Here is a 366-nt window from a genome sequence, read left to right on the forward strand (position 1 = left end):
TTCAACAAGAATGGTTAAATACCCAACCAAAAATGAAAAGATACGACATCAACGTCATAAAGAAAGAAAATATTCCTAATATCTTAGAATATTTCAATATCCAAATTTCCACCTATAATATCGAAGAACCCTCATACAACCCTTATGGATGTGAATTTTTCTACAACAAATTAAAAAACCCTCCTCAGGGATTAATTGGAGTTTATTTCAAACCTAGAATTAATCCTTTTAAAGAAAAATATCCTCACGAAGATTACGAATACACCTTAGAAGATCTCCTAAAATACGAAATCGCTATCGAAGAAGCCTTTATCTTCTGGGATGCCAAACAAAAATCTCAAGAAATCCAACCTCAAATAAATTTAG

Annotated in this window: 1 pseudogene; it reads left to right on the top strand. The window is 31.1% G+C overall.

Features of this window, described 5'->3' with window-relative positions:
• Positions 1-32: 32 nt before the first annotated feature.
• Positions 33-366: pseudogene (locus RI68_RS02990) on the top strand (hypothetical protein); the annotation flags it as partial.

The organism is Vaccinium witches'-broom phytoplasma str. VAC (genome assembly GCF_000309405.1).
Taxonomy (GTDB): Bacteria; Bacillota_I; Bacilli_A; order Acholeplasmatales; family Acholeplasmataceae; genus Phytoplasma.